Origin of the sequence: Chryseobacterium sp. CBSDS_008 (assembly GCF_049959325.1) — a bacterium.
Taxonomy (GTDB): Bacteria; Bacteroidota; Bacteroidia; order Flavobacteriales; family Weeksellaceae; genus Chryseobacterium.
Map to the genome: position 1 here is coordinate 2,183,907 of NZ_CP188202.1, position 26,396 is coordinate 2,210,302.

Sequence of the window (26,396 nt, forward strand, 5' to 3'; positions counted from 1 at the left end):
TCAATTTTAATATTCTTTAAGAGTCCATGATGGAGATATCTCTTGGAAACATAAGGATATAGCGGGTCGTCTTATTTACGATCAAGCCCGATAAAAGCTGGTCTTCCGACTCATGAAGCCTGGTCCTTCTGCCATTTTTATGCAATAGGTAAATGGGCTGTTTCTCTGCATGATAAGGCAGTAATTTTCTTTTAATTTCATGAACCAATTCATCACCATTATCGATTCCAAAAAATTCATTACTCTTTTTTATTTTTTCATCAATTATTTGGGGATCAAAAGGATGTGATGAAATAATAGTTTTAGGCAGATTTCTCTGAATTACACATTGGCACCAATATGACAGCACAAAGTCATCTGAGTTCTGCCATTCTTTCATGGCCTGAATCACATCATTATCATCAAGGCTGGTAAATCTCTCTATATCTTCATCTGTTGCAGCGCTTTTTTCCCGGTATAAAAAATATTTCAGATGGTCCGTTGCCGGAAGTTCTACACCTTGAGAAATCAGATATTTTGCTCTTTCAAGAATTTTAACCAAAAGAAACTCAGCCAAGGCTGATGTTTTGTGATAGTACACCTGCCAGTACATAAACATTCTGGCCGTCAGAAAATTTTCAATGGAATAAATTCCTTTTGCATCAATCACCAGCTCGCCTTCTTCACAGACATTCATCATGGAAATAATCCTTTGGGTATTAATATTTCCTTCTGATACACCGGTAAAAAAACTATCTCTTTTCAGATAATCCAAACGGTCCACATCCAATTGGGAAGAGATCAGCTGATTGAAAAATTTCCTGTGATATTTACCCTGAAACATTTCAATAGCCATCGACAATTGTCCTTCAAATTTTTCATTCAGCTTGTTCATCAGCAGTAAAGAGAGATTTTCATGGTGCCAGTCATCCATCAGCATACTTTCCAGGGCATGAGAAAACGGACCATGACCAATATCATGCATCAGAATAGCCAGCATCGCTCCTTTTTCTTCTTCTTCAGAAATTTTCACTCCTTTCTGCTTCAATGTTTCCAGGGCTGTGAACATCAAATGCATCGCTCCCAGGGCATGATGAAACCTGGTATGGGTAGCACCGGGAAATATCAGATTCAAAAGACCGGTCTGCCCTATTCTTCTTAATCTCTGAAAATAAGGGTGCTCAATAATATCAAATAAAATTTCGTGTGGAATTTTGATGAACCCGTGAACAGGATCGTTGATAATTTTTAGCTTATTCTGCATTGAAACGTCAATATTAGTAAACAAAGTTAGGCATTTTAAAATTGAGCCTTTTATTAAATTACTATTAATATATTGGGATAAGACATTCATACGCTTATCATTTTTTATCAAAACCACCGTCATATCCATTTTAAAAATTCTCTACTTATGATCAATCAAATATTTTTTGAAAACCTTTTGCAGCTGTTGTATTAAACGTTTATCTTTGAGAAAACACGACATCCCTTAATGAGACGCTTCCCTCTTTTCTTTTTATTATTTTTGGTTTAAAATTTTATGCACAACTCGTAACTGAAACCCAAAAACTCGGATCTCCCTGCAGGATCTGAATTGTTAAAAATATTACCATCCCCATGTTGCAAAAGGAAATCTGAACTGGGACAAGCAGCTTTTCCAGAAAATTAGTGAACTTGAATATAGTAATGATAAGGAAACCTGAATACGAAACCCTGAATACTATAAAGGAAATGTCATCGTTTTAGTAGATGAGAATACTCAGAGCATGCAGAGACTACTGCAATGATGTGCAAAAGCATCCGAAATCAAAAATTATCGAAATACCCTTGTAAAACCAAGTGTAGAAGGGATTAAAAACGGAAAATATGAAGTACTGGAAAAGGCGTTGGAATATATAAAAACCACTGATTAAATAAACCCAAAATGTGAAATATACCGCGGTATTTTCATTTAACTAATATTTAACTTTTAATATTTCGATTTTGTGAGATTTTAAAAGGAATTGGTCAACATTTTGATACAATAACCATGTAAAAAATAAATTATGTCAGAAAAGATATTATGGATCGATGATGAAATAGATTTACTCAAACCTCATATCGTATTTTTAGAAAAAAAGGGTTACCAGGTAACCCCTGTTAATAATGTGAATGAAGCTTTGGAACTTATGGATTCAGAGAAATTTGCTTTAACGTTAATTGACGAAAATATGCCCGGCATTTCCGGTCTGGAAGCCATTCCTATGATCAAGGAAAAAGATAATGCCTTAAAAATCGTCATGGTTACCAAAAGTGAAGAGGAACATATTATGGAAGAGGCTATCGGTTCCCAGATTGCCGACTATATATTAAAGCCTGTAAATCCTAACCAGATATTACTTTCCCTAAAGAAAAACCTTCAGCAGGATAATCTTGTTGAACAAAAAACAATTTTGCAGTACCAGCAGGAATTCAGAAACCTTTCTATGGAGCTTTCTTATCTCAGAACGTATCAGGAATGGGCTGAATATTATAAAAAGATCCTGAGCTGGGAAATCAAGTTTGATAAAGTGGCAGACAATGAATTTGCTGACCTTCTGCAGTCGCAGAAAGAGGAAGCCAACATTCAGTTTGCTAAGTTTATTGAAAAAAATTATGAAAACTGGCTTACAGATTCAGACAAACCGATGATGAGCCATACCCTTTTCAAAGAAAAAGTAAAACCGGAAGTTGAAAAAGAAAAAGTTCTTTTACTGATGGTTGACAACCTTCGTTATGACCAGTGGAAAGTTATTGAACCGTTATTTACAAAATTTTACAATAAAGTATCAGAAGATTATTATTACAGTATTCTTCCTACAGCCACACAATATGCAAGAAATTCTTTTTTTGCGGGATTAATGCCATCTGAAATTGAGAAACGTTTTCCTGATAAATGGTTCAATGATAATGAAGAAGGGAACAAGAATGAGTTTGAGCGTGACTTTCTCGAAGATCAGATGAAGAGAATTGGTCTCGGATCAAAATCAATGAAATATCTTAAAGTCCTGAACGCTGATTTTGAAAGAAAAATCTATGATGATTTTAACCAGCATAAAAATAATGACCTGCTGGTCATTGTATACAACTTTATTGATATTCTTTCACACGCAAAGACTGACAACCACATTGTAGACCAGCTGATCCGCGATGATAAGACTTTCCGTTCTCTTACCTTCAACTGGTTTGAAAACTCTTCTTTACTGAAGATCATTAAAACAGCCGCTGAAAACGGATATAAACTGGTAATCACTACAGACCATGGAACCGTATATGTGAAAAAACCAAGTAAAGTTGTGGGAGACCGGGAAACGTCTACAAATATAAGATATAAAACAGGTAAAAGCTTAACGTATGATGACAGTGATGTATGGGCGATTACCAACCCGGAAAAGCTTTTCCTTCCAAAAGGAAACCTGAGCTCGAAGTATATTTTTGCCAAAAACAATATATTCCTGGCTTATCCTAAGAATTACAATCATTTTGTTAATTACTATAAAGAAACTTACCAGCATGGGGGAATTTCACTGGAAGAGTGTATTATTCCTATCAGTATTTTAGAACCCAAGTAGTTTTTTTCATAGTTTATTTAATTTTGGGTTTAAGGCGGAAAAAATCATTCGATTTTTTCCGCCTCTTTTTTATAGTTCATATCTTCGTAAAAAATAAATCATGTTTATTATTTCGCTTACTTATAAGCGTTCTATTGAAACCATAGAACGGTTTATTCCGCAGCATGCTGTTTTCCTCGACAAGCACTATGAATCCGGCAGGTTTATGCCTCAGGAAGAAAAGAACCCAGAACGGGTGGGATTATTATCGCCAAAGCAGAATCTAAAAAGGAGATTGAGATTATCTCTGAAGATCCTTTTTTATATTCATGAAGCAGCAGACTATGCTATCACCGAATTTATCCCGTCTAAATACAATGAAAACTTTAAATTTTTTATAGAAGCATAATGAGATTAATCACATACAATGTCAATGGCATCAGAGCGGCCTTCACAAAAGATTTTCTGGGCTGGCTGAAGATTGCAGATCCGGATATCATCTGTATTCAGGAGAGCAAGGCCGGAAACGACCAGATAGATATCGAGAGCCTGGAAAAATTGGGATATCACAGTTACTGGCACTCGGCAGTAAGAAAAGGCTACAGCGGGGTCGGAATTGCCTCAAAAATAAAGCCCCATCATGTAGAGTATGGTTGTGGCATCGAAAGCTATGATAATGAAGGAAGAATTATCCGTGCTGATTTTGACGGATTTTCTGCAATCTCTGTTTACGTTCCTTCTGCGTCCAATATTGAGCGTCTGGATTTTAAAATGCAGTTCTGCCATGATTTCCTGGAATATATCAAGAATTTAAAGAAAGAAATTCCCAACCTTATTATATCGGGTGATTTTAATATATGCCATGAGGCTATCGATATTCATAATCCTGTCGGTTTAAAGAACGTTTCAGGATTTCTTCCTATGGAAAGAGAATGGATGACCAATTTCATTAATGAATGTGAACTGATTGACAGTTTCAGGTTCTTTAATAACGAGCCTGATAATTATACATGGTGGAGTTACAGACAAAATTCAAGAGAAAGGAATAAGGGCTGGAGACTGGATTATAATTTCACTTCGTACAGCTTAAAAGACAAGCTCAGCAGAGCGGTAATTTTAAAGGAAGCGGTACATTCTGACCATTGTCCTGCTTTATTAGAATTAGATATTTAACCAACGTATATATCTATACAAAAAGCCAGCTGAATCAGCTGGCTTTTTTTTAATTTAAATCATAAAATTAATCGACAATTTCATATTCGACCGGAATTGTACCATGATTGATATCTCCAATCTCATCGAACGCAGCTTTAGACATGTCTAATGCTCTTGAGGAAGGGCCACCATAAGGGCCTCGGTCATTAATTCTCACTATAACCTCTTTACCATTTCTAAGGTTCGTTACCTTAACATTTGTTCCAAATGGAAGCGTTCTGTTTGCTGCAGTAAACTTTGCGTTATCAAAGATTTCTCCGCTAGCGGTTTTTCTACCGTTAAATCTATCGTGGTAGTACGATGCATAACTTGTTTTTTTCGCATCTAAGGCATTGCTCGTAAAAGAGTAAATACCTAAGGTTGAAATCATCATTATGATTACGAGAATGAATCTTTTCATCATTTTGAACTTTTATTGGTTTTGACGGGACAAAAGTATCAGGAATCTTTATAAAACCCTACTCTACATGTTAAAAACTGTTAATGAAATCTTAAATAAACATTAACAAACCTCGCAACCTCCTATGGATAGGGCTTTCAGATCACATTGTTAAAAAACGTTAAAAAATCGCCTAAAAAGTTAACATAATTAACTAATTCATGCATAATTTAAAAAAACAAAAGCTGAAACAATCTGATATTCAATAAATTACAAAAACAACAATGTTAAGATCCTAGTCAAAAAATTTGTCTTTTGAAATGAAAATTCTTAAAGTCTGATTCTGCAGAAAATCGCTGACAGAAGTTATTTATCTATATAATATTATATTTCTGAAACCGATTTTAACACCTTTCTATTCTGTTAAAATTTAAAGTCTGATTCATTGTTATTATAAAATCATATTATGGATGAAAAAATTGAATCAATATTCTAACTCAAAAAAATAAAATAACGCTCTATCTCTATAAAAGTAAAAAACCAATGATTTCTCATTGGTTTTTATTATGTAATTAAATAAATTTCTTTATTTTAAGTATTCTAATACGTAATCATAAGTTCCTGAAGGATAAACAACAGACATACTAGGAGAACCAGTAATCGCATTTCCTGCTGAAGTAGCGACTGTATAAGAATATAAGCTTCTATCATAAACAGTATTTGTACCGGCTTTATAAATAGTGATTCCATACATTGCAGTCATTCCTGTAGGAGCTGGAATATTAACTGCTGTAGAAGTACCACTTGCAGTGAAAGTTCCTTTGATTGCGTATACTTGTTTGCTATCTACCAAGGTGCTGGTAGCAGTTTCAGTTGTAAGTACATTTACTTTACCTGCACCTCCCATTGGCACCCATCTACCATTTGTAATGTTACCTGGGTTACCTGGATTTGAGAAGTAATAGAAACCCGGAGCAACAGCAGTTGTTACCCCCTGACCAGCTGCTGTATTACCTGTAGCAGTGTTATATACAACCATACCATCAAAGTCAGAAACAATTACAGTATTATCCATTGGAGAAGTATCAAAGGCAAAAGTAGTTAAATTTGTTCTAGGAAAACCTAAACCTCTACCATAGCTTTGGTTTGCTAATCCTTCAAAATTACTACCATCCATGAAATAGTTTGTATTATTTAAAGCTGAGGTAACATTCCCGTTACTTATAATTTGAGCATTAACGTTTGCACCAAGGAACAATAATACACCGCCTGCTATAGTTAAGAAAATATTTTTCATTTTAATTTATGTTTTATGTATTAATTTCTACCTGAAACAAGATACCAATTTGTACCATTACTATAAATCTGTATAGCGGCAATTCCCGTAAGAGAAGTCATACCTTTAGGAGTGGCAACTCCATCGGCACCTGCAAACTGTAAAGTACCTCCAGTCTGATTTCTTATATAAATCGTTCTTCCGTTATAAGCTGTAGGAGCCGGTAAAGTAAGCTGTGTTCCACTGGTAAATTCCCAATAATCAAAATTAGAGTTTGTCCAGTCATAAGCTGTAGAAGCAGCTTGTGTTAAGTTCATTCTGAATGGGGTTGCAGGAGCCGCACCTCCTCCTAATGTTTTCCAAGTAGCGGATGGAGAATCATAATAATAGAATCCAACTGCCGTAACGTTTGTAGTTTTAGGAGTTGCTGTACCGTCAATTGTTGTAACGAAAGCAAGTGCACCATTCTGAGCTGCAGTATAAGCTGCATCTTTAGCTAATAATTGTGCTCTTGTCATACGAGGGACTAATAAGGCATCAGGTCTAGCATTATCTGTAGTATTTGCTACTACGTCTAACGTTGCGGCAGGTGTGGTTGTGTTAATCCCCACTCGCCCCTGTTGAGCCTTAGAAAGGGCCGAAAGGCCAACAAGCATAACTGCTGTCAATAAAAATTTTTTCATAAGTTTTTAAAGATTTTTAATTACATTTTTTTTCATCAATATTTCTAAAAAAGGTAGATCTCAACTTGTGAATATTATATTAAAGCTAAAAAGACCCAATGAGTATTTCAACTGAGTTTTAGTGGCTTTTTAATGATTAACTTGTTGAAAGCACATAATTTAAAAATATTGCTTCTTGGGCAAATTTAAGATATAATTTTTGAATTTATATATATTATAAAAGAAAATTAAAAAATCTTAATTACGCAAAAAATTAACATGTTGAATATCAACAGAATAAATAAATACTACCGAGAAAATTCTATGTTAATTTTAGTTAATAGCTTAATTTTATAAACTATATTTTTTCCTGGTTAACAAGCACTTAGTTATACCAATTCTCCATACAGGTCAAATTCCTCAGCTGAAGTAATTTTTACATCTGCAAATTCACCGATAGAAACGTATGTATCTTCTGCAGAAACCAACACTGTATTGTCTACATCCGGCGAGTCATATTCTGTTCTTCCGATAAAATAATTTCCTTCTTTACGGTCAAAGATACACCTGAATACTTTACCTACTTTTTCCTGATTTTTTTCCCATGAAATCTGAGACTGCAATTCCATAATTTCTTCTACTCTTGCCTCTTTTACCTCCTGGGGAATATCATCTTCCAACACATAGGCTGTCGTATTCTCTTCATGTGAATAAGTAAAGCAGCCTAATCTGTCAAATTTCTGTTCTTTTACCCAGTCTTTAAGCTCCTGGAATCTTTCTTCTGTTTCTCCAGGATATCCAACGATAAGCGTTGTTCTGATGGCCATATCAGGAACTTTCTCTCTGAATTTCCCTAAAAGGGCATCTGTTTTCTCATGGGTAGTTCCTCTCTTCATAGATTTCAACAGATCTGAATTGATATGCTGAAGAGGAATATCTATATAATTACACACTTTAGGTTCTTCACGGATAATATCAAGAACATCTTCCGGGAAACCGCTTGGGAAAGCGTAATGAAGACGGATCCATTCTACCCCTTCTACTTTTACCAATTCTTTCAAAAGATCACCCAATGCTCTTTTTTTGTAAAGATCAAGGCCGTAGTAAGTAAGGTCCTGTGCAATAAGAATCAATTCTTTTGTGCCTTTTTTTGCTAATTTCTGCGCTTCTGAAACCAGTTTTTCAATAGGGGTTGACATATGCCCTCCTCTCATCAACGGGATTGCACAGAAAGAACAAGGTCTGTCGCAGCCTTCAGAAATTTTAAGGTATGCGTAATGCTTTGGTGTTGTCGTTAATCTCTCTCCTACCAACTCATGTTTATAATCTGCTCCAAGATGCTTTAAAAGTACCGGAAGGTCTCTTGTTCCGAAATATTGATCTACATCCGGAATTTCTTTTATCAAATCCGGTTTATATCTTTCTGATAAACATCCTGTAACAAATACTTTCTCAACCTCACCTCTGTTTTTGGCCTCAACATAATCAAGAATAGTATTGATAGATTCTTCTTTGGCATTATCAATAAATCCGCAGGTATTGATTACAACAATGTCCCCACGGTCTTCGTGAACCACTTCTTTGCCATTGGCCTTCAGCTGGCTCATTAATACTTCAGAATCATATACATTCTTGGAACATCCAAGAGTGACTACATTGATTTTCTTCTTCCCTACAGATTTTGTACGCATCGTTTTGATTTTGAGTGTGCAAAGATACAAAATATTGGAGAGTTAAGATTAAAAAATAAAAAACCACTTTATAAAAGTGGTTTTCAGGAATATACTTTAAAAGTTTTTTTCTTTAAATCCAGGGGCATTCTGGTCTTTTTCTGAAAGTATCGCATCTTTTTTATCAACCTTCCAGTCGATATTAAGATCCGGATCATTGAATTTTACACTGCCTTCCGATTCTTTGTTATAAAAATTATCACATTTATAAGAAAATACAGCGTGAGTGCTCAATACTGAAAACCCATGTCCGAAACCTCTCGGCACATAAAGCTGCAATTTATTTTCAGCAGTAAGTTCTATTCCGAACCATTTTCCGAATGTAGAAGAGTCTTCTCTAAGATCTACAGCCACATCCCAAACACTTCCTTCCAGACAAGAAACTAATTTTGCCTGCGCGTGTTCTCCTTTCTGGAGGTGCAGTCCTCTTAATACTCCGTAAGAAGATCTGGAAATATTATCCTGTACAAAGTGACCGTTCATTCCTGTGAGTTCCTCGAATTTTTTTTCGTTAAACTTTTCAAAGAAGTAGCCTCTTTCGTCTTCAAATATAGTAGGCTCTATGATGTAGCAGTCTTTAAGCGGGGTTTCTTTAATTTTCATAATGTGAAAAACTCTATTTCAATGTGGTTATTAATGTTTTAAACAAGATCTTTGCATCGTTTTTGAAAGACATATTTTCAAAATAGTCCAAATTCATTTTTACTTTATTCGGAAACAATACTTCATCGTTATACGCCAGAGGATTCTCCTGGTTTTTCAGAAGATACTCTTCATCTCTGTATTTGATGCTTGCTTCAGAGGTAAGTCCGGGTTTCAGCTCCAGAACTTTTCTATCTGCTCCGGTAAGTTTGTCGTAGTAGCCTTCTATATCAGGTCTGGGGCCTACAAAACTCATATCCCCTTTTATAATATTAAATAATTGCGGAAATTCATCCAGCTTAAACTTTCTGAGTATCTGTCCGGTTTTTGAACATGTCCTCTTCTGCTCATGAATGGTTTTAAATTTAAAAATAATAAAAGGTTTTCCGTACTGCCCGATCCGTTTCTGAAAAAAAATTCCATTGGAAGAGGTATCCAGGCTTGTAATTACAAATAAAATGATCAATACCGGCATAAGAAAGAGGATCAATATTACCGCCAAGATAAAATCAAAAACCACTTTCCAATATTTGTACTGATTCATTAAATTGAATGTTATTAAATTCCGAAGTACGTATGAACTACTTTTGTTATTCTTTCTCTGTCGTCATCTGATAAATTGGAACCTGAAGGAAGACACAATCCGTTATCAAAAAGTTTTTCAGCAATAGTTCCTCCGTAATACGAAGCTGTTTCAAAAACCGGCTGTAAATGCATTGGCTTCCAAAGCGGTCTTGATTCGATATTATCTTCTAAAAATGCAAGTCTTAAATCTTCTCTGTTTTTTCCTGTAATTTCAGGGTCAACGATCACTGCGGATAACCAGTGGTTGGAATAAAAATCATCATTCGACTCTGAAAATACAGTTACCCCTTCAATATTGCTGAAAAGGTCAACATAGAAATTGTGCATTGCTCTGCGGGCAGCCACTCTGTCCTTAAGCACTTCCATCTGTCCTCTTCCTATTCCTGCTACAATATTGCTCATTCTATAATTGAAGCCAATCTGTGAATGCTGATAGTGAGGTGCATTGTCTCTGGCCTGTGTAGAAAGGAAAACCGTTTGATCTTTATCTTCCTGAGTATGACAAACCAAAGCTCCACCTCCTGAAGTGGTAATAATTTTATTTCCGTTAAAGCTTAAGACTCCGAAACGCCCGAATGTTCCGCATGCCTGTCCTTTGTAGGTAGAACCAAGAGCCTCTGCTGCATCTTCTATTACAGGAATCTGGAATTCCTGAGCAATTGCAGTAATTTCGTCCATCTTTGCCGGCATACCGTAAAGGTGAACCACAATGATTGCTTTGGGCTTTGTTCCTTTTTTAATTCTATCTTCAATAGCTTCTTTCAGAGCTCTCGGGCACATATTCCATGTTTCCGGTTCGCTATCAATAAAAACAGGTGTTGCTCCGCAATAAGCAATAGGATTGGCTGATGCTGAGAAAGTCATTGACTGGCAGATTACCTCATCACCATGTACAACTCCGCATTCAATAAGGGCAAGGTGCAGAGCAGCAGTTCCTGCAGAAAGTGCAGCCACTTTTGCATTTTCACCCAGAAACTGTTCCAGATCGCTTTCAAAACCGTTAACGTTAGGTCCCAGTGGGGCTACCCAGTTTTCTGCAAATGCTTCGTTGATATATTTTTGTTCATTCCCTCCCATATGTGGTGAGGACAACCAGATTTTAGTATTCATATTTTTGATTAGTAACTTGTTTATATAATATTTTTCTTGATAATTCTTCCGGGATTTCCCACTACAACTGAATAGTCCGGAATATCGCTAATAACTACCGCTCCGGCACCTATTACACACCATTTTCCTATTTTTATTCCCTGTATTACCGAGGCTCCGATTCCGATCTGGGATCCTTCTCCTACTGTCACACCTCCGGCAAGAGCTGAATTGGGTGAAATATGGACAAAGTCTTCAATCACACAATCATGATCTACAGATGCATTGGTATTGATGATACAGTGTTTTCCGATGGCAGTATCTGCATTGGTTACCACTCCTCCCATGATTACAGTTCCCTCCTCAATTTTCACAGAATCTGAAATTATTGATTTCGGGTGTATTAAAGTCCCGATTTCGTTCTTAACCTGTTCTGCTATCTTCTTACGGGTAAGGTTATTTCCAATTGAGATAACCAGCCTTTCCTTACCTTCCGGTAAATGATTCAGTACGGGAAATCCATAGCATTCGTTTTTAGAAATATCCTGATCTATGAATGCTTTAATTTTTATGTCATTAGCAGCAGCAATATCTGCAATTACCTTTCCATGTCCACTTGCTCCAAATAAATACATAGCTATCAATTAATTTCCTTGAAATGGTTCTATGGTAACATGTCCTTCAGCGGACACGCCCTCTCTTATAAATACTTTCTTGGCGGTAAGAAAAAAGATTTTGAGATCTAAAATAAATGATATGTTTTCTACATACCAGACATCATAGTCAAATTTTTGGTTCCATGATATGGCATTTCTGCCATTTACCTGTGCCCATCCTGTAATTCCGGGTCTCACCTCATGTCTCCTTGCCTGATGCTCGTTATAAAGCGGCAGATATTGTACAAGAAGAGGTCTGGGCCCAATCAGTGACATATCTCCCTTTAAGACATTGATCAACTGTGGAATTTCGTCCAAAGATGTTTTACGGACGAAAGAGCCTATTGCTGTTAATCTTTCTGCATCTGATAAAAGGTTCCCATTGGAATCCTTTTTATCATTCATTGTTTTAAACTTTATAATTTTAAATACCTTTCCATTTTTTCCCGGCCTTGGCTGAAAGAAAAAAGGCTTCCCGTTATTGGATAGGAATAAGCCTACCATCACAATCAGAAAAACCGGAAGCAGCAAGGTAATTCCCATCAGAGAAAATACAAAGTCGAAAATCCTCTTTAAATAATTTTTATACATTCTTAAAAGTTACATATGTTCATCATAATACATTGTGGGTTCTACCCGGATTCCTGCTGATTTTGCTGTGTAACTAATACCTATAATCATTGAACTAAAGTACAAAAATTCCGGTATATTAAAAAGGTTACAAGATGTCTGCACGAGTGTAAAATATTGCAAAAATAAGGCAAAAATCAATTTATAGTATATATTACTTTTTTTTATGTTCCAAAATATCGAAGCATTTTGTACTACTGGTAAAAACTTTAGAAAATAAATAATTAATCCTAAAACGCCGGTGGCCATTAAAAGTTCTAAAAAAATATTATGCGGGTGAACACCATCTTCAAATAATATTCTTCCTCCTAAAAAACGATTTGAATTAAAGATTTCAACTGCCTTGCTATATAAAGGTTCTCTGCTTGATGTATCTCCATGTGCAATCCATTTATACATTCTGTTAAAACTTGTTATTTGTCCGTTTCCATATTGTTCATGCAGAATAATCAATCCAATAAATAGCAGAACCGATGTAACAGCATATAACATATATTTTTTATTTCCTTTTAACAGTACCATGTAAAAAGAACATACAGAAATAGCGACTAACGGGCTTCTTGCCATAGATTGAATCACATTAAAAAGACCTAAAAAAAGGCAGAAGAATAAAAAATATGATGTATAATCTTTCTTACAAAACAAAAGCAAAAATAACGATATAATAAACAGTGAGGCTCCGATATGACCATACATAATATAGTATGTACTAAAAATATGATCTAACTTTATATAACCATATATATAGTTTACAACGAGAAGGCCGCATAAAATAGTAATACAATATTTTGTGATGCTTTTGAAGTCTACCTTACTGTAATTAATACATAATAATGCAATACTTGGTAAAAGTACCATAAACAGGATTCTGAAAACATCTTCATTCTCCGATACTATTACATCCTGATTAAACGAATAGTTATTGAATGAATATATAAGCTTGATGATATAAAAGACCCAGAAGCCTACAAGACTTATGAATGAAATATTTTTAAGACTAATATTTTTTCTTTCTCTATAAATTATGGATACAGAAAATATAATGATAAAGATCCGATATGGTACAGAAAAATTCCTGGGATCCATTTCTAATGGTTTTGCAAAAGAAATGGCAATAGTATTTCCTACCACAACAGATAATAGGAATAGTTTATAAATAAAATTAGTATTAATAGTAATTTTCAAAATAAAACCTATTTTTATTTCAACCAGTGCAAAGCTACTTCTTTTGCTTTACAGAATGAAATAAAATAGCATCCAGGTATTTTTTCCCCAATACCGGATATGTTCTGTTTTCAAAAATCCATTTTCTGCCTTTATTACCAATTATAATTCTTTCTTCTGGGCTCATTTGGGTATAATGTAAGATGGCACCTTTAATATCCTCCGCAGAGGTACTGTTGATAAATTTACCGCAATCGGCTTCATTAATCATAGAAGGATATCCGGTATAAGAAGCAATAATGGGTTTTGCTGCAAGCATATATTCTACGACTTTATTCATCGATTGTCCGTAGTCCCAAACTTTTGAATCTTTAGTAGACAAATACAGAATATCACACACCTGAAGAAAATATTTAACATCACTTTGCTGAATTCTTTGTAAGAATGTAACATTCGAACAATTTTTTAGTTGTTCTTCGTAAGACTCTCTGAGATCACCACTTCCGACAAGTACAAAATGAATATCATTGTCGTCCTTCATCATCTGTATGGTTTCAATAAAAGGTTCCAATGCATTGGTAACGCCCATACTTCCGGCATAGCCAATAATTACTTTTCCTGGCGGTATTATTTCTGAAAACGGATTTTTTTCTTTCAGGAAGTCTTCAGAATAATTTTCAGGATCAAATCCTAATGGTGAACAATGAAAAGTTTTTTTATATCCCAGTAATTCTTCTACGTGTAAATCCAGCCTTGGCATTGTTCCTGCAACCAAATCAGCCTTTTTATATCCAAACTTTTCTATACATCCAATCAGTAAAACAAGGGGATGCCATTTTGAAAAACCCGCTTCTTCTGTCATCGTTAGGGGCCAGATATCACGGATTTCAAAAACCAAAAAGCTACCGAATTTCTTTTTCAGATAATAACCATAGATTATCGTAAAAATAGAAAGTGATGAAATGATAACTATCTCAGGCTTTGTCATAGCAGAAAGTCTCATGGCGAAAAGCTTTCTTTCAAAATCAAACCAGGACAATATTCTGTCTATCGATGCAGTTTTGGCATATTTCTTTGTTTTAATCCATCTTACGGCTACCCCATCCTGCTCCTCATCATTATAGATCTTGTCAGTTTCGGGACAATGGGTAAAATGATTGGCATCTGAAGTTATCATGAGGGTATTATTTCCCTGTCTTTTAAATTCTCTTGCCAAATAAAACAAACGTGATGGAACTTTTGCGTATTGTGGTGGTGAGGCATATTTTGAAATCAGCCAGATATTCATCAGTAGGTATGTGTTTATTTTAAGTTTACAATTTCTTGAAAATACCCTTTATTATCATTGATATAAGGATTTTGATTAGAATAATATGAATATTTAGGTGAAATTTTTTCATACATCATATTCACCTCATTTGTATCCAGCATCTTCCACCATCCATAGAAAATATGGGTATAATCCTCAGAAGGTGATAATCCCTTATCCCCCTTTTTTAGATTACTTCTAAAGTTGCTATTATTCCCATCAACGAAATTATTGAAAGAATAAGTTCCATCTTTAGGATTATATACTGCAATATTATTCAGCAATTGTTTTGAAAGTAAGATATTCAGTTTGTCCAAATACTTAAATTTTGTATTATCAGATTGAAATGCTAGTTTTAGAATATGCAGATAAGCCGGCATTCTCGAAAAGTGAGAAGCATCCCAATTAACACTCTGATTTTTTTTTAGAACTACATCCTGGAAATTAGGATGATCTTTCCAGACATTGGGCTGCAGATACCATACATTATCCTGAAATACTACTTTTTTCTGCATTACCTGATAAAAAGAGTTTCTAATGTTTATTAAATCCCTTGTAGCGGTAAGTGAGGCATCTTTTTCTATAAGTGAAAGACTAACTCCTATCCCCATAATATAAAGCTCAAGATCAGTAAATGCACTATAATAGCTCATATCTCCATTATATTCACCAGTCAGCAAAAACTCTACTCTCTGTTTTACTCCATAGAATTTCCTGGATTCTGCTTCCCAAATATTTGCATAGGCATTATTCCAATAGTTTAATATCTCTTGTTTGATGAAATTAAACATTTTTGTCTTTTCTGCGTCGCCACGTATTCCACTTCTTCTGAGATATTCGGCAACTGTAAAATAGAAAGTTCTTTTGCTTAAATCATCTATATCTGCTCTATTCTTTATGGTAAGCAGTATTTCATAGGTAAAGAGCACCTGCAGTCTTTTTATAATTTCCTGATTTTTCGTATCATAAGCATATTGTATCGGAATATATAAAAAAGCAGCACAATCATAAGCGGCATTGGGCCAATTCGCCATTTTTGTTTCGGAGGCAAAAATATCATTGTAATGATTGATCAGATTAACGATTTCTGTAGTTTTCAGATTTTGTTGTCTGAACACAGGCTCAACTGACATTAATGATGTTTTACTTACAGATGCTTGTACCACCGAGCAAATACTGATGGTACAAAACAAATAAATAAAAATAAACCTCAGTTTATAAATTAATAAATTTTTCATCTATAAATAGGCATTTATAATTAGCATCTATTATTGCTTATACAATTTTGGAATATTGTTAACTATTTTTATCACACGTTCAAAATCCAGTCCTAAAGTATCAAGATACCATCTGATGTTCTGATAACGTGGAGCATTCTCTATTTCGACAAGTTCTAAAGCTCTTTTTCTTGTCATTTGTCCTTCTCTGATCTGATTACTTCGGAATGTATCATGTTCTGTAAAGCCAGCGACGGTATAATATACATAGTTATAAAATGCTGCTGTTCCATCTCCAATTCTCCAGGTAGTAGTGGTATCTATTGCTTTTTCCCAGTCATAATCATTTAAAAGGGTATTATCTACCTGCTCTTCATCCCATCTCCAATAATCAAAAATATGATAATAATCCTGTTTTTCTGTGAAGCTACGATAATATTCACCAGACAAGGTATCCCAAAGTGAGCTATTGAAATACCCAGGGCTCTGCATCATCGCTCTGAATCTTTTAGAGTGATATCTCAGCTGTTTCATAGCCCCATGACTGTATACTCTTTTCTCTTCAAAATCAGGCTCAATATCTAAAAATCCTGTTTTAAAGTGAGTTACTTCCAATGGATTTACTCCCCAAAGATTAAGATTGATTCCTGTTTGCTTTTTGATATCCTCTACATACCTGAAGAAATGTTTATCACCAGCAGTAAGCATTGCCATCATTCCTAAATGTGGAGATTTCAGCCATGCTTCAAGATTCATTCTGATATTCTTTCTTTTGAGTGAAATATCTGCAGCCACAATAATATTTTCTACCCCAAGGTCTGCACACATACGGCTGATATTTCTTCGGCCAAGATCTGTTACCATTCCCCAGTCATAGGTATAAGTAACTGGTTTCATTTCCAGCTCTTTTACGATAAGGTGTAATCCATAGCAGCTATCTCTACCTCCAGAAAAAGGGACAATACAGTCTAATTCGTTTCCTTTTCTTCTGTATGGCTCAACCAATTTAAATAATTCTTCTTTTGGTTTCGGATTATTTCTTGGTTTATAATTTTTGCAATAGTTACATACTCCTGCTTCATCAAATTTTATAAAAGGCATTGTTTCCGGCAGAATACATTTTGTACATCTCTTGATGTTTATCTTTTTGTATTCCAGTAAGCCTTCTTCAATGGTATTAAATTTAAATTCAGGAATCAAGTTTTCTACTCTGCTTTTCTCATCTACGATAGTCAGTTTTTCTACAGAAACAGGAATATCAATAATCATAGCCTCATCTTTTATCTGGCTGATATTCTCACATCCGATAATTTTAAGTCCATAATTTTCTGAAGCAAAATAAGTTTTATCTTCATTATATCCCACATATAAGCTGCCATTATTGGAGAAAAGAAGCAATTTCCCTTTTTCCGGCAATACAAGAGCACATGCAATAACTCCTCTGCATAAAGAAAATATTTCTTTAGGAAGGTCTTCAATTTTGTTCTCCTTATTGCTAAGGAATTCTTCTGCAATGGCTACAATAGCTTCGGAATCAATTTTCAGCTGCCTGCTTACTGATAATTTGCTCCAAACTTCTTCTTCATTTACAATAATACCGTTGTGTATAGCGCATATATTTCCTCTCACCACGGGCTGATTATCGCCCAGGCCATTGGTAATCAATCTACTATGCCCTAATACAATATTATTATTATACGGCTGTACTTTATTCAGTAATTTCTCAATACTATAATCAGCTCTGTTTACCTTATAGTTATTGTTTTGATAGTAGATCAAACCACTGGAATCAACTCCTCTTTGTTCGGAATGTTTTACCAGAGTTTGAAACTTCTGCTTGTTGATATGAGTCTTTGATACAACTCCAAAAATTCCACACATTTGTCTTTATTATTTATTTTTGATTTTTTAAAATATTATTATACATTTTTAATAGCTCACTTTCCTGAAAGTTCCAGCTAAGTGGATAAAGGTCTTTTTTCACCCTGTTATCCAGATCTGAATATTCAACGTCTTTTACAATTTCAAATAAATTTTCGGCATTTAAGCTACTACATTTCCCTAAACTATATTCCTCAACAATTTTTCTGATATCTGGAAAATCTGATGCTAAAATATATAATTCTGAAAAAGCATATTCAAATAATTTATTGGGCAAGCAATAATAGTCACTTAAAGAAACGGCTTCCACTAGGCATAGCCCTACATCTGCAGACGTAGACACCTCTACTACCTGATGATGCGGAACTGCCGGATGATAATGAATATTATCATTATTGAGTGCTATTTTTTTTATTTCATCAACATACTCACCATAGCCAATAAAAACAATATGTGAATCTACTTCTTTTCTTTGGAAAACATCCAAATACAAATTTATTCCTCTTCCGATTTCACTTATTATTCCCAAGTATAAAAATATTTTTTTCCCTTCAGGGATATTAAATTTTTCTCTGAGATAATTATTTTTAATATTTTCTTTTGGGGAAGTGTCAAGCAACGGCGAGTTTAATATCAATACACTCTTCTTTTTCCCAAGATGTTTATCATACCAATCAATAATAGATGGGCTCACACTAATCAGGATATCAATATCTCTCCACAACATTTTTTCAATGAAAAGAGTATATTTTGAAAGTACTTTTGATTGTCCTGCCTTATCTGATTCAAGTTCATGGGCATCATAGATTAGTTTTGATCCACAAAATAGTTTGATCATTTTTGCAATGGGCAAATATAGTGTGTCATGACAATGAATGATATCCGGTTTGTATTTGATCCCGGGAAAAACCATTCTAATAAATGCCTCTATGAGATTAAGAAAATATCTGACAGGTCTTGGTAAAAATTTTATTTTTTTTGTAGCAATATTGAATACCTTAATAAAAGGCATCTGTTCTGTTTCATATTTATGTCCTTCAGAGTCATCAATTCCATAGGCTGCCAAAGTTGTATTTTCAATTTTTTGAACCGCCTTCAACTCTTTTAAAATCCTACTATCATATCGGATATCTGTGGGTGAAAGATGAAGTATTTTTTTATTCATTATTTTTAGTGTATCTGGGCATTAAATAAAGTAAAAAGCAAACGGCTAAAAACCCACCTGAAATAAGCGCTGTAAAAAAAGCACCATTGATAAATAGGGCTCCAAAAGAAAAACTGGAAATTAAATATATTCTTGCATCTAATTTAAAACTTGACATATCAAATACTTTAAAGAAATAAGCTCTTATAAGAGGAAATACCAGTAGGGAAGCCCACCCAAATTGTGCATAATCACTTCCAATCAATCCTGTATTGGAAGACATGTCCGGATCATTAAAATAAGTTGCTGCTATTATATAAGGGGAATTATTTTTATGATTTACATTGGTCTCAAACCAATGTCCGAAATGCTCTCTGAGATAAAGTAATTCATGAGTGGAAAAGTAATCATAATGGAAGTAGGCTAACAACGTAGGTGTAAAATAGGTTCTTGAATAAAGCCCGGCAATACTGATCTGAACACTTTCACTTCCAAATTCGACAAAAAATATCAAAATAAGATTGAAACCAATAAATGCATGCAGAAGATACTTATTATACTCTTTCTTATAAAAAAAATAAATAAGTAGGGTCAATATCAATAATACGAAATCTGTCTTATGTGCGCCAAAAGAATACATCATTAAGCCAAAGAAGAAAAATACACAGCTTAGAAAAACATTTTTCTGTATCAAGTAATACATGAAAGAAATTGTAATAAACATACTTGCTATCGGCCGCAGATAATTAATAAACGAAGGCATATTTAACTCACTGACTTTCGCTCGTATTTCATATACTTCTTCAAAATCAAATTTAATGCTAAAACCATTATATATAACGGAAAAAACAATCATCATTAACACTACTGTATATAGCAAAATTTTAAATAAAATCATCGACTGGGAATTGTCAAAAATTTTATAATATTTCACTTTTCCGTATCTTATATAAAACAAAAAGAGCAGAGCACAATATATCACACTATATAAAAAGAACTCAAAATTATTGGTATATACGCAAAAAGTTAAATTTGGCAAAAAATATAATAGATATATTACCATAAGAATTAAACTTGCTGGAGTATCTTTCTCTAAAATCTTTTTAAAAAAATAAGTATAAAATATTATAGCAACGTAAGAAAGGTTATTAATTGTATGGCTAAATTCTCTTACATAACCAAGATATCCGTAATGCACAGATATTGAGTTCACATAGAGATAATCTAAAGATAATTTATATATAATAAAAAATATTAGTAGTGTAAAATACTTCATAGCAACAAAAAAAATCAAGACTTATTAAATAGTAAAGAAAGTAATAAATATCTAAATAAAATTACTCCTACATAAATCCATATAAATAAATCAATAGTAGAGCTTTTTCCTAAAAAAAATGAAACAAGTAAAACCAAAGTAGTAATTACTTCCCAAACAAGAAAAATTTTATTCTTCCTTTTAACCAATACACCGCTTGAGTAATGAGAAAAAGACGATGAAATAACAGTAGTGAAAATTATTATTTTACTCATATCAAACGCTTTTCTCCATTTATTAATATCAAAAAATAGAGAGAAAAAATACTCCCCAAAAATTAAATATACTATAGCAAATAATAAGGAAACTAAAAATAATAATCCAACATACGTATTCATTCTCTTATTAAGTTTAGCTTTATTAGTTTCTGACAAATCCTTGTATATTAATCCATTTAAACTTTCAGATATTAAACTTAATGGTTTATTCACAATTTTAGAAGCCATGAAATAATTACCCAAAATAGCTTCTCCAAAATAATGTTTTATAAAGAAACTAGGTAGCTCTGCGTTAAAAGTATTAATAAAATAAGCAGGCATCTGATGCAATGGAAAGGACTTATATTTTATTATAATGTTATAAAAATCTTTATAAACAAAATTCCTTTTTTGTATTTTGAGATAAAACAGTATAAATATAGTAGCCAAAAAATTAGGTATTACATAAGACAATACCAAAATACCATATGATAGTTTTATATAATAACCGGAAAGTATAATGATAACTGCAAACACAGAGTTCAGTATCATTGATTTACTAACAATATTCAACAAACCTTTTTTAATAAGAATATCTTTTGATGCACTATATAAAGATTGGCTAAATGCGACCAATGGAACAAGTAAAAAATAAGAGTCTATATCAAAAAATAAAGTTGAAATAAGTATAATAAAAAATGAGGTTAATGAGATGGTAATGCTCAAGAAAATTGATACGGCATACAACATACTATATTCTTCGCTCTTTGCTGGTAACATAATTGCTTTGTTGTATGACAAAGTATAAAAATAGGCTAATGGAGCTGAAATAGATAAAATAAATGACAGTATTCCAATTTCGTAATCAGAATAAATTCTTCCGGTTAGTGGAACTGCAATCAGTAATATTAATTGAGATAATATATTGCTACCTAAAAAAGATATTATTTTTCTTTTCATAAATTTAAATAATCTTCTTTAGTTCTCTTAAAAAGAGTTTTGTATACAATGTAAATAAATAATTTAAAATTTTTGTTTACATAAGCTTTTTTGAGCTGCGAGATAAAAATATCTGATACTGAGCTTTTTTTAAGAAATAATGGTGCAATTTCACTATTTGTTAATGCTTCATGAAATTTTAAATCTTTTTTTTCATATCCTACTACACCATTTAAGAGCGTTTGAGGAATATGAGAATCCGAGCTCCAAATTACAGGCTTTTTATATTTTAGAGCCAATAGATAAGATTTGTAATTATTAACAACTGATGATCTGGAATTAAATACTTCTATAACATCAACAGATTGTGCCAATTCTTCTATTTGAGAGTGCCCATCATATGGATGAGGCAGAACCAGTATGGCATTTTGTTCTTTTGCATTTTTATAAAACTCATCCCATTTCATATCTGTAATTTCATTCTTTACATTTAATGCAATAACATCTCCCCTATCTGTTTTATATTCTGCAGCAGTAGGAATCTCTACATTCAGATTGTGTTCTTTTACTTTTTTCTGAAGCTCTACACTCCCTTTTATGGTATCATGATCCGTTAAAACAACAAAATCAAGTTTTTTCTCTTTTATTATTTTAATTATTTTTTCAAGCGTATTAATTCCGTCATAGGAATAGGTACTATGAAAATGAAAAATCCCTTTTTTCATCCCATTTACTTTGCGAACATTTTTTTTATCGTCCATAGTAATTTCATTGAATCAACGAAAAAATTTTCAAACAAATTCGTATAAGAATCCTTATAGAAATATTCTTTTATTTTATAAAGTTTTCCTGTTTTAAATAAAACCAAAAGATCTCCATCTAAAACCCAAAAGAACTTTTTTCCAACTTCATATCTTTTTTCAGTCTGTTCTTCTGCTTTATTCGAATAGGTGTCAATTAAAGTTTTACCAAAGTGAAGTCCTAATGCATAAGATAAATCCAGCGAACCCCAAAATTTAGGGTTTAACTCTATCAAATGATATTTTTGATTAGGCTCATCGTATTTATACTCAATCATTAGAGGGCCTGACCATTTTAAATACTCAATAATTTGTTTAGATATATTAAACATTTTTTCACAAAAAATTGACTTGGCAGCTGTACTAGATCCTCCTGTAATTGGTATTTCTCTAATACGTTGATGCATATAATAATTAATAATCCTACCTTCTTTTGCAATACAAAAAAAGCCTCTGCCAACCCCAGATACCTTTTCCTGCATTAATAGTTTCACCCCCCCCGACAAATATTTTTCTATTCTTTCGAATTCGGATTCAGAGCCTAATTTTACATATAACGGGTCAAATTTAGCTAAACTTTCATTACTTGATTTAACAACACAATTTTTATCTCTACTGTATAGCCTTAATTCTTCAAGATTTGAAAATAATCTACATTCAGGATAATTTACTTCTCTAAGAGAATTCAAAACTACCATTTTATCTTTATTTAATGCTATTTCAAGACTTTCTTTTGTAGGTATTAAACAAAATTCTCTATACTTTTCTGAACATATCTTTACGGCTTCACTTCCTACCGGAATTATAAAATCAGGTTTAATTTGTTTAACAGATTCCTCTAAATCCCCTATTATATAATCTTTACAATACCCCAATCTTTTAGTAAAAAAAGCAGTTTCTTTATCTGTAGCAAAAACTTCGTGCACTTTTTCTTTATACAATTCCCGCTGTATCGCTATAGAATTTTTGTAATTTGCATCTGTTATCAAAATTCTCATACTTGCTTTGTATTTTTCAAGGTTGAACAGAATTCAAGGATCTCACAGTATAATTCTTTCTTTTTTTCACTCTCAAATTCATCATTATGCCAAAGTAATGAAAATCTTCCACCAACTTTGTAACACTGAAGAACTATTTTTTTAACATACTGAAGAGCTTTACCATCATCTATATTTATTTTAGAATAGTCTAAAACACTTCCTTCCATTACAATTAAGGGTCTTATTTCTACATTCAGAACTGATTTATTATAGATATCAAACGGTTTATATGGGAAACATGTTCCGCACCTAAAACCACCGGTTTCGTGAAAGGTTAAGGTATTGTCATATTTCTGTCCTACTATGGAAAGTTGTCTTAGCGTTTCAAGAAAATTAATTCTTAAATAATGCATTCTACCGCCAAGATCTGTAGGAATATTCAGTTCTGAAAAAACTTCCCTGAGTTTCATCCATTCTGCCTTAATGTTGAATTTTGATGATGCATTGTAACTATAATGAATACCTACTTCATGACCTCTATCGTCTATTTTTTTTATAAGGCTTTTTACAAAACTGGTATAATTATATCTAAAATCAAATTTAAAAGAAGTACTGTCCGGAATAAAATAAAACTTACTGGTTATACCATGTTTATCTGAAATATTCATAAGCCAATCAAATGTATTAGAAACCTCAAGATCAAAAAAATATTGCCTATTAGTCAAATAAGAAATTGCCAATTTGGGTCTTTTCACTAAATCTATAAGAAAAAGCGTAATGAATTTAGTTTTTGGTACACTAATATATCTGGATATTTTATCAACATCATGACTTACTTCATAAGAAAATCTATTTTGTCTGCAATCAATATCAGAGGCTAAAAGTATATTCCCAATAAAACAAATCCATTCATCAACTATTGGTCGCAGGTATAATCCATCATTGAATAAATGAGAATCTTTCAATTCAAATCGAGAATGTTTATCTTCAGATTTCACTCCATATTCCTCTATTCTATTGAGTGCCCATATCATGTATGAAGCAAAGTCATAATTTATTGTAAAAACATTCTTTTCTTTCCTGATAAACCAGTCTATTTCTGAAACTCCGAATAAAACTAGATTTTCATTTGGAATTTCTAAACCTATTGTTTCTGAAACGGACTCTCTGGATATATAACTTAAGATATTTTCTTTACTAAAAAATGCATGCCTTCCATTATTCGTAAAGTTAATAGTTACAAACTGGTTTTCTTTCGAAAAGGTCAAACAAAAATGGTCCTCTAAAAACTCAACCCGAACATTTACGTCAAATCTTTCTCTAAAAATATTACCTATCCAATCTTGCAACAGATTATCTGAAAGTATTTCTGAGAAATAATTACTTGTTACCAAAATTTTAAAACTATTAGGAGAATTTTCTACTTTTAATCATGCTTATTTCAAACTATAAATCTTTTCGATTATATCCACTACTTTCAATCCTTCCAAAGCATTAGTAGTAATGGTATCTCTTCCTTTTAATACATCCACAACATTTTCAATAATATAGTGGTGATTGGCTGCCGATCCTTTATAAGCGCCATAATCATTTCCAGGGTTTGTTGGAGCCAATTCCGGCATTACATAGTCTTTTATATTACAAACTTCTACTTTGTCCATATATTGTCCTCCAATCTTCACAGATCCATTCTCTGCGATAATGGTCATAGAACTTTCAAGGTTCTGATTCCAAACTGAAGTAGAATAATTTAATGAACCCATTCCACCATCTACAAAGTCAAAGCTGACGAAACCTGAGTCTTCAAAGTCAGTAAGAGTTTTATGATTAAAATCTGCAAACTTTGCCTGAATATTGGTTATATCACCGAACAGCCAGTACATAATATCGATAAAGTGAGAAAACTGTGTAAATAAGGTTCCTCCGTCCAGTTCTTTCTTACCATGCCATGATTCCGGCTTATAATATCTGCCGTCACGATTCCAGTAGCAATTAAGCTGCACCATATATATTTCGCCCAGTTTTCCGCTCTCTACCATTTCTTTTACCCATGCAGAAGGTGGTGAATATCTGTTTTGCATAACTGCAAAAATCTGTTTATGTTTGTGCAAGGCCTGAAAAATAAGTTTTTCTGCATGCTGTTTTTTCAGAGCCATTGGTTTTTCTACCACAACGTGCTTTCCAGCATCAATTACTTTATAGGATTGCTCAAAATGGAATCCATTTGGTGAAGCAATGTTTATAACATCCACTTCAACACCTGAAGTTAAAAAATCATCCAGTGATGCAAAAAAGGGAACCTTATAATTTTCAATTCCCAATAATGATTTATCTTTGACATCGATCAATCCAACCAATTCACATTCATCATTTCTTGAGATCATTTCGGCATGTCTTTTTCCGATATGCCCGCAGCCCACTACTGCAAATTTTATTTTTTCACTCATTTGTATGTTTTTAAATTTTTGAAACTTTATTGTTTTCTATTTTGTATTTTTCTCCACTTTCTTCACAAACGGCAATATTTTCTGCATCAAATTGAAGTCTTTGCCCAAATTCGCTCATCCATCCCATTTGTCTGGCAGGATTTCCTACTACCAATGCATAATCCGGCACTTCTTTTGTAACCACGGCTCCTGCTCCAATAAAAGCATACTGACCAATATTATGCCCACAAACAATAGTTGCATTAGCACCTATAGATGCTCCTTTTCCCACATGGGTTCTAAGGTATTCATTTTTTCTGTTTACCGCACTTCTTGGATTAATTACATTGGTAAAAACCATTGAAGGGCCTAAAAAAACATCATCATCACATGTTACCCCTTCATAGATAGAAACATTATTCTGAACCTTCACATTCTTTCCTAAAACTACTTTGGGTGAGATGACAACGTTCTGGCCAATATTACATTTTTCGCCTAAAATGCAACCGGTCATAAGATGTGAAAAGTGCCAAATTTTGGTCCCAGTCCCTATCTGGCAACCTTCGTCAATAACGGCTGTTTCGTGTGCAAAAAAATCCGACATATCTGCTT

General features: G+C 33.3%; 25 protein-coding genes. 3 read left to right on the forward strand and 22 right to left on the reverse strand.

The window, feature by feature from the left end; all coding sequences use genetic code 11:
* Positions 1-16: 16 nt before the first annotated feature.
* Positions 17-1,243 carry an HD domain-containing protein gene (locus ACP3T3_RS09775; protein ID WP_426479962.1) on the reverse strand — a complete coding sequence of 409 codons (1,227 nt, stop codon included), beginning with the start codon at positions 1,241-1,243 and terminating at the stop codon, positions 17-19.
* 781 nt (positions 1,244-2,024) lie between these two features.
* Between ACP3T3_RS09775 and ACP3T3_RS09780 the strand changes: the two genes are divergently transcribed.
* The 3 genes from ACP3T3_RS09780 to ACP3T3_RS09790 all read left to right on the forward strand — a co-directional run bounded on the left by ACP3T3_RS09780 (position 2,025) and on the right by ACP3T3_RS09790 (position 4,721).
* Positions 2,025-3,569, forward strand: a complete 1,545-nt coding sequence (locus tag ACP3T3_RS09780) for a PglZ domain-containing protein (protein ID WP_426479686.1) — start codon at positions 2,025-2,027, stop codon at positions 3,567-3,569.
* A gap of 100 nt (positions 3,570-3,669) precedes the next feature.
* Positions 3,670-3,957, forward strand: a complete 288-nt coding sequence (locus ACP3T3_RS09785) for a YciI family protein (protein WP_426479687.1) — start codon at positions 3,670-3,672, stop codon at positions 3,955-3,957.
* Entirely contained in the window at positions 3,957-4,721 is a 765-nt protein-coding gene (locus tag ACP3T3_RS09790; protein WP_426479688.1) for an exodeoxyribonuclease III, read from the forward strand. Before ACP3T3_RS09785 ends, ACP3T3_RS09790 begins: the two co-directional genes overlap by 1 nt.
* Positions 4,722-4,788: 67 nt before the next feature.
* Here the strand turns inward: ACP3T3_RS09790 and ACP3T3_RS09795 are convergent, their stop codons facing one another.
* The 21 genes from ACP3T3_RS09795 to ACP3T3_RS09895 all read right to left on the reverse strand — a co-directional run bounded on the left by ACP3T3_RS09795 (position 4,789) and on the right by ACP3T3_RS09895 (position 26,388).
* Positions 4,789-5,166, reverse strand: a complete 378-nt coding sequence (locus ACP3T3_RS09795; protein WP_426479689.1) for a septal ring lytic transglycosylase RlpA family protein — start codon at positions 5,164-5,166, stop codon at positions 4,789-4,791.
* A gap of 562 nt (positions 5,167-5,728) precedes the next feature.
* A complete protein-coding gene (locus ACP3T3_RS09800; protein ID WP_426479690.1) occupies positions 5,729-6,439 on the reverse strand; it encodes a hypothetical protein in 711 nt (236 codons plus the stop codon).
* A gap of 20 nt (positions 6,440-6,459) precedes the next feature.
* Positions 6,460-7,101: a hypothetical protein gene (locus ACP3T3_RS09805; RefSeq protein ID WP_426479691.1), complete on the reverse strand. Its 642-nt coding sequence runs from the start codon at positions 7,099-7,101 to the stop codon at positions 6,460-6,462.
* A gap of 368 nt (positions 7,102-7,469) precedes the next feature.
* Complete coding sequence (gene rimO, locus ACP3T3_RS09810) at positions 7,470-8,771, reverse strand: 30S ribosomal protein S12 methylthiotransferase RimO (protein WP_426479692.1); 1,302 nt, start codon at positions 8,769-8,771, stop codon at positions 7,470-7,472.
* A 96-nt stretch (positions 8,772-8,867) separates the two neighbouring features.
* A complete protein-coding gene (gene rfbC / locus ACP3T3_RS09815) occupies positions 8,868-9,413 on the reverse strand; it encodes a dTDP-4-dehydrorhamnose 3,5-epimerase (protein WP_426479693.1) in 546 nt (181 codons plus the stop codon).
* A 13-nt stretch (positions 9,414-9,426) separates the two neighbouring features.
* On the reverse strand, positions 9,427-9,996 hold the full coding sequence (locus tag ACP3T3_RS09820) for a sugar transferase (protein ID WP_426479694.1): 570 nt from the start codon (positions 9,994-9,996) through the stop codon (positions 9,427-9,429).
* A 14-nt stretch (positions 9,997-10,010) separates the two neighbouring features.
* Positions 10,011-11,147, reverse strand: coding sequence for an aminotransferase class I/II-fold pyridoxal phosphate-dependent enzyme (locus ACP3T3_RS09825; RefSeq protein WP_426479695.1), 1,137 nt, complete (start codon positions 11,145-11,147; stop codon positions 10,011-10,013).
* 20 nt (positions 11,148-11,167) lie between these two features.
* The gene (locus ACP3T3_RS09830; RefSeq protein WP_426479696.1) at positions 11,168-11,761 is read right to left on the reverse strand and encodes an acetyltransferase; all 594 of its coding nucleotides are present in this window, start codon (positions 11,759-11,761) and stop codon (positions 11,168-11,170) included.
* 9 nt (positions 11,762-11,770) lie between these two features.
* Positions 11,771-12,373: a sugar transferase gene (locus ACP3T3_RS09835; RefSeq protein WP_426479697.1), complete on the reverse strand. Its 603-nt coding sequence runs from the start codon at positions 12,371-12,373 to the stop codon at positions 11,771-11,773.
* 9 nt (positions 12,374-12,382) lie between these two features.
* Positions 12,383-13,108: an O-antigen ligase family protein gene (locus tag ACP3T3_RS09840; RefSeq protein WP_426479698.1), complete on the reverse strand. Its 726-nt coding sequence runs from the start codon at positions 13,106-13,108 to the stop codon at positions 12,383-12,385.
* A 523-nt stretch (positions 13,109-13,631) separates the two neighbouring features.
* On the reverse strand, positions 13,632-14,864 hold the full coding sequence (locus ACP3T3_RS09845; RefSeq protein ID WP_426479699.1) for a glycosyltransferase family 4 protein: 1,233 nt from the start codon (positions 14,862-14,864) through the stop codon (positions 13,632-13,634).
* A gap of 14 nt (positions 14,865-14,878) precedes the next feature.
* A complete protein-coding gene (locus ACP3T3_RS09850; RefSeq protein WP_426479700.1) occupies positions 14,879-16,018 on the reverse strand; it encodes a hypothetical protein in 1,140 nt (379 codons plus the stop codon).
* Positions 16,019-16,153: 135 nt separating this feature from the next.
* Complete coding sequence (locus tag ACP3T3_RS09855; RefSeq protein ID WP_426479701.1) at positions 16,154-17,983, reverse strand: hypothetical protein; 1,830 nt, start codon at positions 17,981-17,983, stop codon at positions 16,154-16,156.
* Positions 17,984-17,996: 13 nt separating this feature from the next.
* Positions 17,997-19,148: a glycosyltransferase gene (locus ACP3T3_RS09860; RefSeq protein WP_426479702.1), complete on the reverse strand. Its 1,152-nt coding sequence runs from the start codon at positions 19,146-19,148 to the stop codon at positions 17,997-17,999.
* Positions 19,141-20,340 (reverse strand): O-antigen polymerase, encoded by a 1,200-nt coding sequence (locus ACP3T3_RS09865; protein ID WP_426479703.1) that lies wholly within the window; start codon positions 20,338-20,340, stop codon positions 19,141-19,143. Before ACP3T3_RS09865 ends, ACP3T3_RS09860 begins: the two co-directional genes overlap by 8 nt.
* 77 nt (positions 20,341-20,417) lie before the next feature.
* A complete protein-coding gene (locus ACP3T3_RS09870) occupies positions 20,418-21,599 on the reverse strand; it encodes a lipopolysaccharide biosynthesis protein (RefSeq protein WP_426479704.1) in 1,182 nt (393 codons plus the stop codon).
* Positions 21,596-22,339: a PHP domain-containing protein gene (locus ACP3T3_RS09875; protein ID WP_426479705.1), complete on the reverse strand. Its 744-nt coding sequence runs from the start codon at positions 22,337-22,339 to the stop codon at positions 21,596-21,598. Before ACP3T3_RS09875 ends, ACP3T3_RS09870 begins: the two co-directional genes overlap by 4 nt.
* Positions 22,309-23,376 (reverse strand): hypothetical protein, encoded by a 1,068-nt coding sequence (locus ACP3T3_RS09880; protein WP_426479706.1) that lies wholly within the window; start codon positions 23,374-23,376, stop codon positions 22,309-22,311. Before ACP3T3_RS09880 ends, ACP3T3_RS09875 begins: the two co-directional genes overlap by 31 nt.
* Positions 23,373-24,752: a polysaccharide deacetylase family protein gene (locus ACP3T3_RS09885; protein WP_426479707.1), complete on the reverse strand. Its 1,380-nt coding sequence runs from the start codon at positions 24,750-24,752 to the stop codon at positions 23,373-23,375. The genes ACP3T3_RS09880 and ACP3T3_RS09885 overlap by 4 nt, the downstream gene beginning before the upstream one ends.
* A 42-nt stretch (positions 24,753-24,794) precedes the next feature.
* A complete protein-coding gene (locus tag ACP3T3_RS09890) occupies positions 24,795-25,805 on the reverse strand; it encodes a Gfo/Idh/MocA family protein (RefSeq protein ID WP_426479708.1) in 1,011 nt (336 codons plus the stop codon).
* A 10-nt stretch (positions 25,806-25,815) separates the two neighbouring features.
* On the reverse strand, positions 25,816-26,388 hold the full coding sequence (locus tag ACP3T3_RS09895; RefSeq protein ID WP_426479709.1) for a DapH/DapD/GlmU-related protein: 573 nt from the start codon (positions 26,386-26,388) through the stop codon (positions 25,816-25,818).
* Positions 26,389-26,396: the final 8 nt, after the last annotated feature.

What these genes read in the sequence shown, in the direction of transcription:
- ACP3T3_RS09860 (WP_426479702.1), bottom strand. Translation starts at nt 19,148, where the DNA reads ATGAATAAAAAAATACTTCATCTTTCACCCACAGATATCCGATATGAT.
- ACP3T3_RS09795 (WP_426479689.1), bottom strand. Translation starts at nt 5,166, where the DNA reads ATGATGAAAAGATTCATTCTCGTAATCATAATGATGATTTCAACCTTA.
- ACP3T3_RS09850 (WP_426479700.1), bottom strand. Translation starts at nt 16,018, where the DNA reads ATGTCAGTTGAGCCTGTGTTCAGACAACAAAATCTGAAAACTACAGAA.
- ACP3T3_RS09830 (WP_426479696.1), bottom strand. Translation starts at nt 11,761, where the DNA reads ATGTATTTATTTGGAGCAAGTGGACATGGAAAGGTAATTGCAGATATT.
- ACP3T3_RS09800 (WP_426479690.1), bottom strand. Translation starts at nt 6,439, where the DNA reads ATGAAAAATATTTTCTTAACTATAGCAGGCGGTGTATTATTGTTCCTT.
- ACP3T3_RS09835 (WP_426479697.1), bottom strand. Translation starts at nt 12,373, where the DNA reads ATGTATAAAAATTATTTAAAGAGGATTTTCGACTTTGTATTTTCTCTG.
- ACP3T3_RS09870 (WP_426479704.1), bottom strand. Translation starts at nt 21,599, where the DNA reads ATGAAAAGAAAAATAATATCTTTTTTAGGTAGCAATATATTATCTCAA.
- ACP3T3_RS09785 (WP_426479687.1), top strand. Translation starts at nt 3,670, where the DNA reads ATGTTTATTATTTCGCTTACTTATAAGCGTTCTATTGAAACCATAGAA.
- ACP3T3_RS09790 (WP_426479688.1), top strand. Translation starts at nt 3,957, where the DNA reads ATGAGATTAATCACATACAATGTCAATGGCATCAGAGCGGCCTTCACA.
- ACP3T3_RS09890 (WP_426479708.1), bottom strand. Translation starts at nt 25,805, where the DNA reads ATGAGTGAAAAAATAAAATTTGCAGTAGTGGGCTGCGGGCATATCGGA.
- ACP3T3_RS09805 (WP_426479691.1), bottom strand. Translation starts at nt 7,101, where the DNA reads ATGAAAAAATTTTTATTGACAGCAGTTATGCTTGTTGGCCTTTCGGCC.
- ACP3T3_RS09895 (WP_426479709.1), bottom strand. Translation starts at nt 26,388, where the DNA reads ATGTCGGATTTTTTTGCACACGAAACAGCCGTTATTGACGAAGGTTGC.
- ACP3T3_RS09825 (WP_426479695.1), bottom strand. Translation starts at nt 11,147, where the DNA reads ATGAATACTAAAATCTGGTTGTCCTCACCACATATGGGAGGGAATGAA.
- ACP3T3_RS09875 (WP_426479705.1), bottom strand. Translation starts at nt 22,339, where the DNA reads ATGGACGATAAAAAAAATGTTCGCAAAGTAAATGGGATGAAAAAAGGG.
- ACP3T3_RS09820 (WP_426479694.1), bottom strand. Translation starts at nt 9,996, where the DNA reads ATGAATCAGTACAAATATTGGAAAGTGGTTTTTGATTTTATCTTGGCG.
- ACP3T3_RS09780 (WP_426479686.1), top strand. Translation starts at nt 2,025, where the DNA reads ATGTCAGAAAAGATATTATGGATCGATGATGAAATAGATTTACTCAAA.
- ACP3T3_RS09855 (WP_426479701.1), bottom strand. Translation starts at nt 17,983, where the DNA reads ATGTGTGGAATTTTTGGAGTTGTATCAAAGACTCATATCAACAAGCAG.
- ACP3T3_RS09840 (WP_426479698.1), bottom strand. Translation starts at nt 13,108, where the DNA reads ATGTATGGTCATATCGGAGCCTCACTGTTTATTATATCGTTATTTTTG.
- ACP3T3_RS09880 (WP_426479706.1), bottom strand. Translation starts at nt 23,376, where the DNA reads ATGAGAATTTTGATAACAGATGCAAATTACAAAAATTCTATAGCGATA.
- ACP3T3_RS09845 (WP_426479699.1), bottom strand. Translation starts at nt 14,864, where the DNA reads ATGAATATCTGGCTGATTTCAAAATATGCCTCACCACCACAATACGCA.
- rfbC (WP_426479693.1), bottom strand. Translation starts at nt 9,413, where the DNA reads ATGAAAATTAAAGAAACCCCGCTTAAAGACTGCTACATCATAGAGCCT.
- ACP3T3_RS09775 (WP_426479962.1), bottom strand. Translation starts at nt 1,243, where the DNA reads ATGCAGAATAAGCTAAAAATTATCAACGATCCTGTTCACGGGTTCATC.
- rimO (WP_426479692.1), bottom strand. Translation starts at nt 8,771, where the DNA reads ATGCGTACAAAATCTGTAGGGAAGAAGAAAATCAATGTAGTCACTCTT.